Annotated in this window: 16 protein-coding genes; 14 read left to right on the plus strand and 2 right to left on the minus strand. The window is 44.8% G+C overall.

Going from position 1 to position 14979, the window contains the following annotated elements:
* Positions 1-28: 28 nt before the first annotated feature.
* Positions 29-2590, minus strand: coding sequence for a penicillin-binding protein 1A (locus IJ23_RS21395; RefSeq protein ID WP_033907303.1), 2562 nt, complete (start codon positions 2588-2590; stop codon positions 29-31).
* 144 nt (positions 2591-2734) lie between these two features.
* Here IJ23_RS21395 and pilM point away from each other — a divergent pair, with 144 nt between their 5' ends.
* The 14 genes from pilM to rplI all read left to right on the plus strand — a co-directional run bounded on the left by pilM (position 2735) and on the right by rplI (position 13923).
* Positions 2735-3751 (plus strand): type IV pilus biogenesis protein PilM, encoded by a 1017-nt coding sequence (gene pilM / locus IJ23_RS21400; protein ID WP_033907304.1) that lies wholly within the window; start codon positions 2735-2737, stop codon positions 3749-3751.
* Positions 3735-4310, plus strand: a complete 576-nt coding sequence (locus tag IJ23_RS21405; RefSeq protein ID WP_005381323.1) for a PilN domain-containing protein — start codon at positions 3735-3737, stop codon at positions 4308-4310. Before pilM ends, IJ23_RS21405 begins: the two co-directional genes overlap by 17 nt.
* Positions 4303-4896, plus strand: a complete 594-nt coding sequence (locus tag IJ23_RS21410) for a type 4a pilus biogenesis protein PilO (RefSeq protein WP_033907305.1) — start codon at positions 4303-4305, stop codon at positions 4894-4896. Before IJ23_RS21405 ends, IJ23_RS21410 begins: the two co-directional genes overlap by 8 nt.
* The gene (locus IJ23_RS21415) at positions 4886-5401 is read left to right on the plus strand and encodes a pilus assembly protein PilP (RefSeq protein WP_005382766.1); all 516 of its coding nucleotides are present in this window, start codon (positions 4886-4888) and stop codon (positions 5399-5401) included. The genes IJ23_RS21410 and IJ23_RS21415 overlap by 11 nt, the downstream gene beginning before the upstream one ends.
* Positions 5402-5426: 25 nt before the next feature.
* The gene (locus tag IJ23_RS21420; protein WP_033907306.1) at positions 5427-7172 is read left to right on the plus strand and encodes a type IV pilus secretin PilQ; all 1746 of its coding nucleotides are present in this window, start codon (positions 5427-5429) and stop codon (positions 7170-7172) included.
* 187 nt (positions 7173-7359) lie between these two features.
* Positions 7360-7878, plus strand: coding sequence for a shikimate kinase AroK (gene aroK / locus IJ23_RS21425; RefSeq protein WP_005381319.1), 519 nt, complete (start codon positions 7360-7362; stop codon positions 7876-7878).
* 32 nt (positions 7879-7910) lie between these two features.
* The gene (gene aroB / locus IJ23_RS21430; protein WP_005381318.1) at positions 7911-9011 is read left to right on the plus strand and encodes a 3-dehydroquinate synthase; all 1101 of its coding nucleotides are present in this window, start codon (positions 7911-7913) and stop codon (positions 9009-9011) included.
* Between the two features lie 52 nt (positions 9012-9063).
* Positions 9064-10575: an SPOR domain-containing protein gene (locus tag IJ23_RS21435; RefSeq protein WP_033907307.1), complete on the plus strand. Its 1512-nt coding sequence runs from the start codon at positions 9064-9066 to the stop codon at positions 10573-10575.
* Between the two features lie 69 nt (positions 10576-10644).
* Positions 10645-11484, plus strand: coding sequence for a Dam family site-specific DNA-(adenine-N6)-methyltransferase (locus IJ23_RS21440; protein ID WP_005381301.1), 840 nt, complete (start codon positions 10645-10647; stop codon positions 11482-11484).
* Between the two features lie 92 nt (positions 11485-11576).
* Positions 11577-12248, plus strand: a complete 672-nt coding sequence (gene rpe, locus IJ23_RS21445) for a ribulose-phosphate 3-epimerase (RefSeq protein WP_005381300.1) — start codon at positions 11577-11579, stop codon at positions 12246-12248.
* 244 nt (positions 12249-12492) lie between these two features.
* Complete coding sequence (rpsF, locus tag IJ23_RS21450; protein ID WP_005381299.1) at positions 12493-12882, plus strand: 30S ribosomal protein S6; 390 nt, start codon at positions 12493-12495, stop codon at positions 12880-12882.
* A gap of 8 nt (positions 12883-12890) precedes the next feature.
* Complete coding sequence (gene priB, locus IJ23_RS21455; protein WP_005381298.1) at positions 12891-13193, plus strand: primosomal replication protein N; 303 nt, start codon at positions 12891-12893, stop codon at positions 13191-13193.
* A gap of 16 nt (positions 13194-13209) precedes the next feature.
* Complete coding sequence (rpsR, locus tag IJ23_RS21460; RefSeq protein ID WP_000090472.1) at positions 13210-13437, plus strand: 30S ribosomal protein S18; 228 nt, start codon at positions 13210-13212, stop codon at positions 13435-13437.
* Positions 13438-13470: 33 nt separating this feature from the next.
* Positions 13471-13923, plus strand: coding sequence for a 50S ribosomal protein L9 (rplI, locus tag IJ23_RS21465; protein WP_005382760.1), 453 nt, complete (start codon positions 13471-13473; stop codon positions 13921-13923).
* A gap of 77 nt (positions 13924-14000) precedes the next feature.
* Here the strand turns inward: rplI and IJ23_RS21470 are convergent, their stop codons facing one another.
* Positions 14001-14765, minus strand: a complete 765-nt coding sequence (locus IJ23_RS21470; RefSeq protein ID WP_005381276.1) for a DUF481 domain-containing protein — start codon at positions 14763-14765, stop codon at positions 14001-14003.
* Between the last annotated feature and the right edge of the window lie 214 nt (positions 14766-14979).

Raw genomic sequence — 14979 nt, forward strand, 5'->3', positions numbered from 1 at the left:
TTGATGCTCTCCCTTGTGCTTTTGTTATTTAGAACAGTTCTTCTGCGCCAGAGCCTGAAGAATAAATACTATCTTCTAAACGGTCGCCAGCGTATTCGGTAGGCTCCGTGCCTTTTTCAAAGTATTCGAACATTGATGTGCTATCTACTTTGTGCGTTAGCATACCGCTGTTGCGATCAATACGAACTCGAATAATATCCTCTGGAATATTTTTACCTTGCTCCGGCGTCCCTTCTAGCGCAACACGCATGAAGTCAATCCAAGCAGGCTCTGCGGTTTTCGCACCCGACTCGGCACCAGAAATTTGGCCTTGCCCTAGGTTGCTGTTAACGGTGGTGCGGCCAAGTGCACGTGAGTGATCATCAAAGCCAACCCAAGCTATGGCAACGACACCAGGTCCATAGCCATTGTACCAAGCATCCTTGGAATCATTCGTTGTACCCGTTTTACCCCCGATATCACGACGACCAAGTTTTTGCGCGCGCCAGCCTGTACCATTCCAACCTGTGCCTTCACGCCAGTTACCGCCACCCCAAATGTTGCTGTACATCATCTCACGCATTAAGAATGCATTCTGTTCAGAGATAACTTGTGGTGCATATTGAGGTTCATCATTTTCAAGGGCATTGTCTGTTGCAAGGCCATCAATTGCGACGTCTTGTTCGCCAAATTCATCAGCGTAGCGATTTTCTGGCTGCTCGCTCATTTGCGGACAATCCTTATGACAAACACTCTTTGGATTGGCTTTAAACAGTACTTCACCGAATGCATCTTCCACGCGTTCTACATAGAATGGTTCAACGTAATAACCACCGTTCGCAAACACAGAGTAACCTTGTGCCACTTTCATTGGTGTTAAGCTGCCAGCTCCGAGTGCGATGGTCTCTGAACGCGGTACTTGGTTAATATCAAAACCGAAACGAGTAAGGTACTGACGTGTCTCCTCGAGGCCAACTTCACGGAGTGTACGCACTGCCATGACGTTTTTTGATTGAGCTAAGCCGAGGCGAAGACGCGTTGGGCCACCATAAGTTGGTGGTGAGTTTTTTGGTCGCCAAGCTGAACCAGAACCTGCATCCCACTTGTTAATTGGCGCATCGTTAATCAAAGTCGCTAGAGTCAGCCCTTTGTCAATTGCTGCCGAGTAGATGAAAGGCTTGATACTTGAACCAACCTGACGCACTGACATGGTTGCACGGTTAAACTTGCTGTGAACAAAGTTGAAACCACCAACCAGCGACAATATCGCGCCATTTTCTGGGTTCATCGCAACAAACGCGGTGTTTGCTGTCGGCACTTGGCTCAGTTTCCAGCTCAGTGTTGTGTTGTCATCTTCATCGGTTTCACTTACTTCGCGAACCCAAACTTGTTGACCTGTCGCTAGCACATCATGCGCTGACTTTGGTGTTGAGCCTTGGCGGTTATCAGTAATGTACTTACGCGCCCAGTGCATTCCAGTCCAAGGGATGGTTTGCTCTTCATGGTTCTTAACCCATACTTGTGCCGTCTTATCATCGACTTTCGTCACAACCGCAGGGTAAAGGTCACCATAAGTTGGCTGTTTCTTCAGGTGCTTTTCTATTTGCTCATTGTCCCAGGTCGCTTCCCCTTCTTTCCAAAGCACACTTTCTGCACCACGGTAGCCATGACGTTCATCGTATGACAAGAGGTTATTTACCGCAGACGTATTTGCAGCATCTTGCAGTTTAGAATCCACAGTCATGTAGATATTCAAGCCAGAGGTATAAGCTTCCTCTTCACCGTATTCTTTTACTGCCCATGCACGAGCCAACTCTGCTACGTAAGGTGCGGAAAGCTCAATCTCAGCGCTATGATAACGCGCCACAATAGGCTCATTGCGTGCTTCGTCATACTGCTCTTGTGTAATGTATTTCTCATCAAGCATTCGCATTAATACAACGTTACGGCGTTTTGTTGCGCGCTCAAGAGAGTAAATTGGGTTCATGGTTGATGGCGCTTTTGGCATACCAGCGAGTGTTGCAATCTCACTTAACGTCAATTCATCAAGGCTCTTGCCAAAATACACTTGAGCGGCAGCACCAAAGCCATATGAGCGGTAACCAAGGAAGATTTTATTGACATAAAGCTCCATGATTTCTTGCTTACTTAAAAGCTGCTCAATATGGATAGCAATAAAAATCTCTTTAATCTTACGCATGATCTTCTTCTCATTAGATAAGAAGAAGTTACGAGCTAGCTGTTGCGTAATCGTACTTGCACCCTGTTTAGCCGAGCCTGAAACCGCAACAACAACCGCTGCACGAGTGATGCCGATAGGGTCGATACCAGGATGCTCATAGAAACGACTATCTTCGGTTGCGATGAGCGCGTGAATTAAGTCTTGAGGAATTTCGTCATAAGTAACAGGAATACGACGCTTTTCACCGAACTGTGCGATCAGCTTCCCGTCTTGACTAAACACCTTCATAGGTGTTTGTAATTCAACGTCTTTTAGAGTTGCAACATCTGGCAATTCAGGCTTCACGTACTGATAGAAGCCAAATATTGTGGTGACTCCAAGAATTATGCAAATCAATGTTAAAAATAATAAACGCTTTATGAACTTCACCGGAGAATCCCTGATTGGTTGAGGCTGTGTAACGGCAAACCCTTGTACTCTTAGGTCAAAAATTTAGCACATAAGAGATATTAACTCTTATTTGGATGCTAATAACAACCTTTGCACGAAGAAATTTCGGAGCGAGAGTAAGAGATGGATAAGCTAATCGTTACCGGCATCGATATAGGCCATAACAGCCTCAAAGCCGTAGTACTTAAACCCACAGGCAACAATTACGCTCTGTTGGGTTACAAAGAAATATTACTAAAGGAAGGTATTGTCGCTGAAAATAACACCATAAATCATCAAGAAATTGTAAAGACCCTCAAGCAGATAAAAAAAGAACTGCCTTTTGGCGCTAAAAAAGTTGCGATTTCAGTTCCTGATAACTCGGTAATTAGCAAGAAACTGCAAATAGAACAAAATCTTGAAGAGAGTGAAGTTGAGTTTGCAGTGATACAAGCCTTTTCTCATCAATCGCCATTCCCTGTCGAAGAGCTGAGTTTAGACTTCGTTCGTCTTCTCGCGGAGGGCGGGCAGAGTGGCAGTGATAGCTATCAAGTGTTTGCGACAAGAAAAGATGTGGTAGAAGGCCGAGTCGATGCATTACAAAAGTCCGGACTAAAACCTGTTTTAGTGGACGTGCATTCGCAAAGCCTTGGTCATATCTGGAAGCTCACCGCCGATCGCTTTCCTGACAAAAACAAATACTGCTTACTCGATATTGGCACCTTATCGAGCTCCTTCACCATGTTTACCGAACAAGGTGAACTGTTTCACAAAGAGTTTGCTTACGGCACACGCGGAGCAAACAGCGCTTCTCCAGTCGATTTTCTGTCCGATGATGCTCAGGAGAAAACAGAGCTGTTTAACCGTCAAATCGTAGAGCGAGTAAAGCGCCAGATGCAGCTCTATACCTCAATCAATGGCTCACAAAACATCAAGGGTATCTGGTTATCAGGGGAAGGGGCCTCCACTCCCATGCTCGCAGAGGAGTTGTCTCAACAATTGTCGTTAGAGTGTGAATTGCTAAATCCGCTAGGGCTATTTGAGATGAAGGTGTCTAAGCGTAAGCGTCGCGCTGTGGATTGGCAGCATTTCTCAACAGCAGCCGGACTGGCCGTTCGTGGCATTCATTGGCTAGGAGGTGCCCGTGCTTTATCGCATTAATTTACTTCCTTGGCGAGAGAATCAAAGAGAAGAGCACCGACGTCGTTTCATCAGTTTGGTCGCATTAGGCATGTTGGTCGCTGTTGGCATCCAGTGGGGTATTGGAAAGTTTTTTGAGTACCAACAAGATCAACAACAGGAGCGGCTCGATTACCTCACTCACTACATTGCCGAACTCGACCAGCGTATTGAAGCAATGAAAATTGCAGAGCAAGAGCACAGCAAAATCCTCGAACGTCTAAAGGTCGTTGAAGGTTTACAAAACGGACGAAACAAAACGACCGAGTTCATGAACTTAATGCCTGCCGTTATCCCTGAAGGTGTATATGTCGACAAGATCAAAATGAATGATCTGGAAATTGAGATCTCTGGGATCTCAGATAGCACTCCAAAACTTGCCACGATGCTGGACAACATGGAGCGCTCGGCCAAGTTGAACGACGTAGAAATGCATTCCATCGTTCACGGCAAAGCCCGTTTTGGGAAAGAGTTTCAAACATTCAAAGTGTCTTTCATGTTCAAAGTAACGGAGAAGAAATTGGAGGCTCAACGTGGTTGATTGGCAGGATCTCGAAATAGATGAAATGGCCGAGTGGCCATTGTTGCCCCAGATTGTAGTAATCGCGCTTCTGATCATGGCGATTCAAGGCTTAGGTTATTGGTTTTACCTTAAACCGAAAGAAGAACAGTTGAATCACTTGATCCAGCAGGAGCAGACACTCAAGGTGGCATTGAAGATCAAAGCGAACAAAGTGGCAGCGTTGCCTCAGCTTCAATCTCAATTGGATGAACTTACCACTCGTTACGAGTTATTACTGCAACAACTGCCTGCGCAAAAAGAGCTGGCTACAATGCTCGCTTCAGTGAATGAGCTTGGCATCGACAATAAGCTGACTTTCACCCGAATCGACTGGGGCGAAAAACAATCAGAGCACTTCCTTTATCGTCTTCCTTTAAACATAGAGTTAACGGGCGACTTTCATGACATCGGCCATTTTTCTCAGGCGATAGCGACGCTACCTCGAATCATCACGTTTAAAGATGTGACTTGGCAACGTGTCAGCCAAGAGAGTGAAACCCTGCACTTTCGGGTGCGCGCTAACACCTATCAGTTTAAGCCGGAGGAGACGAAAAATGACAAGTAAGTCTTTGTTGCTGGTACTGATGGGTTCTCTATTGATGGGTTGCCAGGCGAATGATGAATCATTGACGGATTTTATTCGAGGAGTGGAAACACAGGCGCGTCGAGAGGTCGAGAAGCTTAAGCCCGCAGACAAATATGTTGCAGTCACGTACGCACCGGAAGTACAGCGTGCACCCTTTGAATTACCCAAAGAAGCCACTATCGCGACTCAGCCAGTTGCAAGAAAAGATTGTTGGCAACCGCCCTCAAGAAGGCGAACTGGTAAATTAGAAAAATTCCCATTAAGCCAATTACGTTTGAAAGGTGTCATGGGCATGGATAACACGGTTTCTGGCCTTGTTCAGGCTCCCAATGGCACCGTCTATAAAGTTAAGCCGGGTCAATACCTCGGACGCAATAATGGCAAAGTGACCCATGTCAGCCACTCCTACTTGTTGATTAATGAAACGTTGCCCGACGGCTTAGGATGTTGGCAAAAACGTAAAGTTAAGTTGGCTTTGAGATAGCCCCATTTATTTTTGATATTGAGTAATGAAAATGAGACAAGGATTAACACGTACACCAAGGATACTTACTGGGCTCTTCTCCTTATGGTTGTTTGTATTTTTAGCCCCTTTAGCGGCAGCTGAAGAAGTTTCGTCCAATGCCCTAAAAAGTATCGACTTTCGAACTAATAAAGATAAAGACGCCGTGATTGTCGTCGAATTGGCGTCACCGGCCGCGATTGTAGATATCAAGCGTGTACAGGAAGGGTTAAGTATCGATTTGCTTAACACTTCAGTAAAAGACGAGCAATTGTATCTCCTAGACGTGAAAGACTTTTCGACTGTGGTTGAGAGCGTAGAAGTGTTTCGCTATACCTCAACTACGCGCTTGGTTGCGCACATCAATGAAGAATACATGCATGATTACCGTTTAACGGGGCGTTTTTTGGAAATCAAAGTAGCGAAGATCAAACCCAATGAGAAAGCCCCAGATAAAAGCATTTTAGAAAGAGAAGGTAAGCTTATTTCGATTAACTTCCAAGATATTCCTGTGCGAAACGTCTTGCAGCTTATTGCTGATTACAACCAATTCAATTTGGTTGTCTCCGACTCTGTAGAAGGCAACCTCACGCTTCGTCTTGATGGTGTCCCTTGGCAGCAAGTGCTGGATATTATTTTGCAAGTTAAGGGGTTAGATAAGCGTGTTGATGGCAACGTGATTTTAGTTGCTCCGACTGATGAGTTGGACTTGCGTGAGAAGCAGCAGTTAGAAAAACAAAAATTGACGGAAGAAATGGGAGAGCTTTCATCTGAAATCATCAAAGTTAATTTTGCTAAAGCATCAGATATTGCGGAGATGATCAATGGAGAAGGAAATATCAGCATGCTGTCAGAGCGCGGCAGTATGACCATTGATGAGCGAACTAACTCGTTATTGATTAGAGAGTTACCTGAAAACATCGAGGTGATTCGAGAAATTATTGAGTCTTTGGATATTCCAGTTAAACAGGTTCAAATTGAGGCGCGTATTGTGACCATCAATGAAGGTAACATGGACGAGTTAGGGATTCGTTGGGGTTTTACATCTATTAATGGCAGTAATACAGTGGGCGGTTCTATTGAGAACAACCTCGCCACGATCGGTCTTTATAATGGAGAAGGGGGCGACGACGGTGGTGACGGTGATGGAGTGGGGATCGATGACTTCCTAAATGTAAACTTAGCTGCAACCAGCCCGAATGCGACCAGTCTTGCTTTCCAAGTTGCGAAGTTAGGATCAGACACACTACTTGATTTGGAACTTTCTGCGCTGCAACAAGAGTCTAAAGCTGAGATTATCTCGAGCCCACGTTTGATCACTACCAATAAGAAACCAGCCTATATCGAACAAGGTACAGAGATTCCTTACCTAGAGTCATCATCAAGTGGTGCAACGACGGTGACGTTCAAAAAGGCGGTATTAAGTTTGAAGGTGACCCCGCAAATCACACCGGATAACCGCTTAGTGTTGGATTTAAGTGTCACGCAAGATAGACCTGGACAAGTCGTGAAGACAGGCACTGGTGAAGCTGTTGCGATTGATACTCAACGTATCGGGACGCAAGTGTTAGTGAATAATGGTGAAACGGTCGTTCTTGGTGGTATTTTTCAGCACAGCATTACTAACTCGGTGGACAAAGTGCCTTTGTTGGGCGATCTGCCGCTATTAGGTGCGCTTTTTCGTCGAAGCTATGAAAATGTTGGCAAAAGTGAGCTGTTAATTTTCGTCACGCCTAAGGTGGTGATTCAGTAGTTCTGTCTCGGGAAAAACTGATTAAATCAAAAATAAAGTTGCAATAGTGGCACCATGCTTGGATAATTTCGGGTCTTATCACGAATTATCTGTGAGGAACTGGTGCCACAAGCCTTGTAGAACAGCAGTTTAGCTGTGTTTTCTTGTGGCGATCTTATTGAATCAATGTTGTAAATTACTGCTAAACATGGCTGAGAAACGTAATATTTTCCTTGTTGGCCCAATGGGCGCCGGCAAAAGTACAATTGGTAGACATCTAGCACAGCAACTGCATATGGAGTTTGTTGACTCCGATACAGTGATCGAAGAACGCACTGGTGCAGACATCTCTTGGGTTTTTGATGTAGAAGGTGAAGAAGGCTTCCGCAAGCGTGAAGAAGCGGTACTTGAAGACCTAACACAAGAGCAAGGCATCGTGCTTGCGACTGGCGGTGGCTCTGTTAAGAGCAAAGAAAACCGCAATCGTCTTTCGGCACGTGGTGTTGTTGTTTACTTAGAAACGACGATTGAAAAGCAACTTGCGCGTACAAACCGCGACAAGAAGCGTCCTTTACTTCAAACGGATAACCCTCGCGAAGTACTGGAGCAATTAGCTGAAGAACGTAATCCTTTATATGAAGAAGTAGCGGATTACACTGTTCGCACTGACGATCAAAGTGCAAAAGTGGTAGCCAACCAGATCGTAAAAATGCTAGAAGAGAGATAAGTCTTTATCTTTTTTTTAATTGGAGCAAACCGATGGAACGGATTACGGTCAACCTAGCTGAGCGTAGCTACCCAATCTCTATTGGCGCCGGGTTATTTGAGGACCCGGCGTACCTCTCTCAAGTTCTCTCAAACAAAAATGCAAAACAAAAAGTTGTTGTGATCAGTAATGTCACAGTGGCACCTTTGTATGCAGACAAAATTTTAAAGCAACTCGAGCAGCTCGGTTGTAGTGCATCCTTGTTAGAATTGCCTGACGGTGAACAGTACAAAAACTTGGATGTATTTAATCAAGTAATGAACTTCTTACTGGAAGGGAGTTATGCTCGTGATGTTGTGATCATCGCGTTAGGTGGTGGTGTTATTGGCGATCTTGTGGGTTTTGCGTCTGCCTGTTACCAGCGTGGGGTCGACTTTATTCAAATACCGACCACATTACTATCCCAAGTGGACTCTTCGGTTGGTGGAAAAACCGCGGTTAACCATCCGTTGGGTAAGAACATGATAGGCGCGTTTTACCAACCTAAAGCAGTGATCATTGATACCAACTGCCTGTCGACGTTGCCTGAACGTGAGTTCGCTGCGGGTATCGCCGAAGTCATTAAGTACGGCATTATTTACGATGCAGATTTTTTTGTATGGTTAGAAGACAATCTTGAGCGCTTGTATGCGTTGGATGAAGAAGCACTAACTTATGCGATCGCACGTTGCTGTGAAATAAAAGCGGAAGTGGTGGCTCAGGATGAGAAAGAGTCGGGCATCCGTGCTTTGCTTAACTTAGGTCACACCTTTGGTCATGCGATTGAAGCGGAACTTGGCTATGGCAATTGGCTGCATGGTGAAGCGGTATCTTCCGGCACTGTTATGGCGGCCAAAACGTCGCATCTACGCGGTCTGATCTCGGAAGAGCAATTTGAGCGTATTGTTGCGATTTTGCGTCGTGCAAAACTGCCTGTGCATACTCCAGACAGTATGAATTTCGATGACTTCATCAAGCACATGATGCGAGATAAGAAAGTCCTCTCTGGTCAATTACGATTGGTTTTGCCTACAGGCATTGGCACTGCCGAGGTAATTGCTGATACGACACAAGACGTACTCAAACAGGCAATAGACTTCGGTCGCGATATTTAACCTTGTAATGGCGCCTTTGGGCGTCATTCTTGTAGTGTATTAAGGTTATTAGATGAGTGTTGCTCACGTACTGGAATTAGATTCTCAAATCGAGTTGCTTGATAGATTAGGTCTACTGACTAACTTTGGTTCCAATCTAATTGCGATTAATGGTCATGATGGGTACGGGAAATCTTGGTTAGCGCAGCGATACCTTGAAGTGGGTGCCAGTAACAAGAATCAATGTTTGTTACTTTGTCATTCTAATCAAGACGATGTGCAGCATCGCGTCCTTATTTTGAGTCAACTGGTTTCAGACGCATTGTTTAATCAGCAAGAGCCTTTACTTGATAGCCTTGAAAGGCTTTTAGGTGATGAGGCGTGTGACATTGCAATTGTTGTAGATGATGCGCATTTATTGAGTGAGACACTTATCTCTGAGCTTTGGATGCTGGTCTTAGAGGCGCACCATAAGCCAAATTGGACCATCAATGTCTTACTGTTTACACAGTCTGGACGTTTAGACGGTTTGCTAGCACGTCTCAGTTATGGACAAGAGATAAAGCCTGTTGAGCTTGATATTGATATGTTGTCCGAAGTGGAAGCTCGTCGTTTCTTTGAGTCACTTGTTGCGCGCTACGTCGATGATGAGTCTGAGAAACGGGTTCGAGATGCATTTAAAAAAGTCGACCCAGTACCGGGTGACATCATGGCGTTAGGAGAGATGAAAGTGGAAAAAAGGATCATTATCCGCTCGATTGTCGGTTCACCCCTGAATATTGCGTTGGTGGTATTAGTCTTACTGTTGCTTGCTGCTGGTGGCTATTGGTGGATGCTTAGTCAACCAAGTCCTGATGATAAAGCGCAGCAAATTGCTGGCAGTTTAGAGCAAACGGCTATTCCAACTTTTGAAGAGTCAGGAGTCAGTGCAGCGCAGTCTTCACTGCAACCTGTAACCGATGGCTCTAGCAGTCTTGATAAGTCTGGTGCGGTTGATGATTCTGATTCATTACCGCCAGCTGTGACAGAAGAAGTAGCGAGCGTAGGCAGTGATGACAATCAACAAAGAGTGGTGATTGAGTCGAATGTGGTCGATGCATTGCTTGAAGGTAAAGCTGATTCAGCAGACACAAAAGCGATTGATGATGTCGTAGGTACTGAGAAGACAGAAACCGCCGATGAAACTAGCTCCCCTTTGATTAAAGTCGTAAAACCGAATCAAGATATGACGCAAGCACCTGCTCAGTCAGAAGAGGGTGAGGCAAACCAACCTGTTGTGAAGTTTTCATTTGCTCGTGAAGAACTAAAAGCGCTATCGCCAAGAGCTTATACTTTACAACTCGCAGCTATGACCTCAATGGAAGATGTACAATCCTTTCTCAATGAGCATCAACTGAATAATCAAGTGCGAATTTATCCTACCGTTCGTAATGACACCGAGTGGTATATCATCACATATCAAGATTATCCGACAATTCAAATGGCTCGTGATGCCGTCGCAAGCTTGCCAGATTCGGTTAAGTCGGTGAGTCCTTGGGCAAAATCACTCCGTCAGGTTCACCGTGAAATTGAACGAGTGAAATAAACCTGAGCTTCCCTGAAAAATATGTTACATTCCGCAGCCTTAATTTTTGGTCGATAGATAGAGCAGTAGATGAAAAAGCAACGAGCCTTTCTTAAATGGGCAGGAGGAAAATACGGACTGGTTGAAGACATCCAACGTCATTTGCCGCCGGCTCGAAAGCTAGTTGAACCTTTTGTTGGTGCGGGCTCAGTGTTCCTGAATACCGATTATGACCATTATCTACTTGCAGATATCAATCCAGATTTGATCAATCTGTACAACCTGCTGAAAGAACGCCCTGAAGAGTATATCTCTGAAGCGAAGCGTTGGTTTGTCGCTGAGAACAACCGCAAAGAAGCCTACCTACACATTCGCGCTGAATTTAATAAAACCGATGACGTGATGTACCGCTCTTTAGCGTTTTTGTACATGAACCGCTTTGGTTTTAATGGCCTATGCCGTTACAACAAAAAAGGTGGCTTCAATGTACCGTTTGGCTCTTACAAAAAACCGTATTTCCCTGAGGCGGAACTGGAGTTTTTTGCAGAAAAAGCCAAAAAAGCTACGTTCGTTTGTGAAGGTTATCCTGAAACATTTCGTCGTGCGCGCAAAGGGAGCGTCGTGTATTGCGATCCACCTTATGCGCCGCTTTCAAATACGGCAAATTTCACCTCATACGCAGGTAATGGTTTCACGTTGGACGACCAAGCTGCATTAGCCGACATTGCTGAAAGAACAGCGACTGAACGTGGCATTCCTGTGTTGATTTCTAACCACGACACTACCTTGACACGTCGGTTGTATCACGGTGCGGATCTTAATGTGGTAAAAGTAAAGCGTACCATTAGCCGTAATGGTAACGGTCGTAATAAAGTTGATGAGCTACTTGCGCTTTTTCATGCCCCAGACATGGATAAATCAAACTCTTAATTCTCACACTATTATATCTAAATAGTGGATCTCCCCACTGGCTTCGGTAGAATTGCGCGCAGATTGTTTGCTCATTACTACTGAGGTCAGGTATGAAAGATTTTCTTATTGCTCCATCCATTTTATCGGCAGATTTTGCTCGTCTCGGTGAAGATGTAGAAAAAGTACTCGCAGCGGGTGCGGATGTGGTGCATTTCGACGTTATGGATAACCACTATGTACCAAACCTGACTTTTGGTGCGCCTGTGTGTAAAGCACTACGCGATTATGGCATCACAGCGCCAATCGATGTTCACCTAATGGTGAAACCCGTTGACCGTATTATTCCTGATTTCGCAAAAGCGGGTGCGTCGATGATTACGTTCCATGTAGAAGCTTCTGATCATGTAGACCGTACACTGCAGTTAATTAAAGAGCACGGCTGTCAGGCTGGTGTGGTACTAAACCCAGCAACGCCACTTGCAAGTCTTGAATTTATTATGGATAAAGTCGACATGATTCTACTGATGTCGGTAAACCCTGGTTTTGGTGGTCAATCATTCATTCCTCATACACTAGATAAACTGCGTGCCGTTCGTAAGATGATTGACGAGTCTGGTCGTGATATCCGCTTAGAAATCGATGGCGGTGTGAAGGTTGACAACATTCGTGAAATTGCAGAAGCGGGCGCAGACATGTTTGTTGCAGGCTCGGCGATTTTCGGTGAGCCAGATTACAAACAAGTGATCGATCAAATGCGCGCTGAACTGGCTGAAGTTAAATAAGCACCGATAAGCCAGCGCAATAACACGCTGATTTTAAAGGCTGCCAGCTTGTTGGCAGCCTTTGTGTTTTCTAGTATTAGAAGAAATTAAATATCCACTGCGCTGAGCAAATAATCACTTGCCTATTTTACGCCCTTTCTGTACTATTCGTGCTCCTTAAACTCAGTCAATTATCTTTAGTTCCTTGCTTCCTCTGGACGACTGAGCCATTTGTGGAAGCTGAATAATCCGTAAGGAGCAACCAATGCGTCATTACGAAATCGTATTCATGGTGCACCCAGATCAAAGCGAGCAAGTTGCTGGCATGATCGAGCGTTACACTGGTTCAATCACTGAAGCTGGCGGTAAAATCCACCGTCTAGAAGACTGGGGCCGTCGTCAACTGGCTTACCCAATCAACAAGCTTCACAAAGCTCACTACGTTCTTATGAACGTTGAAGCTGACCAAGCTGTAATTGATGAGCTAGAAACTGCTTTCCGTTTCAACGATGCAGTTCTACGTAACATGATCATGCGTACTAAAGCAGCGATCACTGAGCAATCTATCATGCTTAAGCAAAAAGAAGAGCGTGCTCCACGTCGTGAAGAGCGTTCTGAAGCTAAGCCTGAAGCTAAGTCAGAAGCTGCTGAGTAAGTTTTCTTATGGCCAATCGAATGGAGCTGAGCGGCACCATTGCCAAACCGCCCATTCGTAGTAAAAGCCCTGGTGGCATTGAACACTGTCGGTTTTGGCTGGAGCATCGCTCTACTATTATCGAAGCTGACTTACCTCGACAAGTTTATTGTCGTATGCCGGTAGTCGTCAGCGGGCTTGGGTCACAAGCACTAACTCAGAATTTAGTTCAAGGCAGTAACATTAAGGTAAGTGGTTTTGTCACTTATCAAACCGGCCGAAATGGCGTGGGAAAATTAGTGTTACACGCCGACAACATTACTCAAATTTAAGATCAGGAGATAGCCCATGGCTCGTTTCTTCCGTCGTCGTAAATTCTGCCGTTTCACTGCAGAAGGCGTACAAGAGATTGATTACAAAGACGTAGCAACTCTTAAAAACTACATCACTGAAGCTGGTAAAATCGTACCTAGCCGTATCACTGGTACAAGCGCTAAGTACCAGCGTCAACTAGCACGTGCTATCAAGCGTTCACGCTACCTAGCTCTACTACCGTACACTGACAAGCATCAGTAATCGGTTCATTTTATTAAGAAAGAGGATTAAGCAATGCAAGTTATTCTACTTGATAAAATTGGTAACCTAGGTGGTCTTGGCGATACTGCAAACGTTAAATCTGGCTACGCTCGTAACTTCCTTATCCCACAAGGTAAAGCAGTTATGGCAACTAAAGCTAACGTTGAAATGTTTGAAGCTCGTCGTGCTGAACTAGAAGCTAAAGTTGCTGAGCAACTAGCTGCTGCAGAAGCTCGCGCAGAGAAAGTTAACGCTCTAGAAGCGGTAGTTATCGCTTCTAAAGCTGGTGACGAAGGCAAACTATTCGGTTCTATCGGTACTCGTGACATCGCTGACGCTATCACAGCTGCAGGCGTTGAAGTTGCTAAGAGCGAAGTTCGCCTTCCTGAAGGTGCTCTACGTAACACTGGTGAGTTCGAGATCAGCGTTCAACTTCACTCTGAAGTTTTCGCGACAGTTAACCTACAAGTTGTTGCTGCTGAGTAATTCAGTATCAAGACGAAATACTAAAAAGCACCTCCTCGGAGGTGCTTTTTTTATTTCTAAAACTGAGAGAAAAAGGGTTAAAAAGCGAAAAGTAAATTAACGGAAAATACGCTGTCCGCTTTGCTTAAGCCTTCAGGCACTTTATCGTGATACTGACGAGAGTGCGCCAGTTTCAGTGCGATATCTTCAGTAATATCATTGGTTACACTGAGTTCACTATCAGTACGTGTGTTACTTCTACCTGTTACCAACGTAATATCAGCTGCGAAACTTAAATTATCCAACGCATGCCAAGTTGTGTTGATATTTCCTCGAAAAATGCCTTCTCTAACGATATCGGGAAAGACAATATCGTCATCATCTATTTCGTCTAAGTTTGGCTCTTGATAGCGAAAACCAGGGCCTACTTCTACCTCTAAAATGAAGTTCTCAGTGTAGGAGAACTGGTAACCCAAACCACCTGACAACGTATAGTCTTTAAAATAAGCACTGTAGCGAGAATCCACCCCTTTAAAGCTGCCATACAAATATGTCTTAGGGCCTAACTTGTAGTCACTCTGTAGGGAGTAGGTGGATGAGCGTTTGTCTTCTTCACCGTCTTTGTACAAGTTGTAGTACTTCCATTCACCATTAGAACGGTGTCGACCTGACGTATATTCAGCACTCAAACGAGCATTCAGGGAACGAGAGTCCGTGTTACCTGTGTGAGCTTGATAGCCGAACTCCACCTCGGTTTTTAGTGGGTCGGGTACATCAATATTTTGCTCTGGCTGTACTGATTCGTCAGCATACGATGCACTAGCGCACAGTAGGCTAAAGCTAAGTAACCAGTATCGGGACACATCAACCTCGAACGTAATCAAAAAGGAGGGGCATGATACTGATACAGATATTTGGTTGGGTCAATGGTAGGTTAATTTTTATTAGAGCTAGGCGGAAGAACCAGGCTATTACCTGGGTGGTTCACATGATGATTTCTTAACAAGTAATTGTCGCTTCGGGGAAGCATCTCAGTTAGGTTAAGGTTATAATCGTGGGTCAATAGTAGTTATCGAG

Source organism: Vibrio sp. OY15 (genome assembly GCF_000742455.1).
Classification (GTDB): Bacteria; Pseudomonadota; Gammaproteobacteria; order Enterobacterales; family Vibrionaceae; genus Vibrio; species Vibrio alginolyticus.